At 35.7% G+C, this 535-nt stretch carries 1 protein-coding gene; it reads left to right on the top strand.

Annotation, left to right across the window (positions count from 1 at the left end; all coding sequences use genetic code 11):
• Window positions 1–68: 68 nt before the first annotated feature.
• A partial coding sequence (locus ACFIL8_RS12660) for a hypothetical protein (RefSeq protein WP_375690132.1) occupies window positions 69–535 on the top strand: 467 nt, incomplete at its 3' end.

Genomic DNA, 535 nt, shown 5'->3' with positions numbered 1-535 from the left:
GTGCTTTGAGAGATTATGCGTGTCCTTATAAAGTTAGGGACAAACAGTTGCATAAAAGGGAAGAGCAAATGAAGGGGGAAAATTCCACATTTTATAACAAACGGTGCTCTCTTTTTTTTGGAAAATCATTTCGTTCTTATAAAGATCATATGATTATTTGTCTTATTTCTATCCTTATTGGGATAGGTTATAAAGCTCTTTTGATCCCATTAGAAGCCAAGTGGCCGTTGAGTGTATCGCAGGATAGCACTCTTTTGGCGCTTTTTGTGCTGCGTGAAGTCATCATGGTGGTTGTTGTTGCCTTGATGCCTGTTTTATTGGTGCTTTATCTCATCTTAATGTATTTGTTGAAAAAAAAGATTCAGCAGTTAGAAGAGGCTATCCAGCAACGGGGTCACACAATTGATCAACAAAATAATCCAGTAAAAAACAATAGAGAAAAAATAAGCTGTTTTTTTATCGTATACTTTTGGTTGATATTTCTGCTAAACGTCTTTTTTCCTGCGGGTGTTGTCATGCTCATTTTAGAATTTTA

It is taken from the genome of Bartonella sp. AP57NXGY (genome assembly GCF_042195805.1).
In the GTDB taxonomy this organism is placed as follows: domain Bacteria; phylum Pseudomonadota; class Alphaproteobacteria; order Rhizobiales; family Rhizobiaceae; genus Bartonella.
This window is presented reverse-complemented; position numbering and strand designations above follow the sequence as displayed.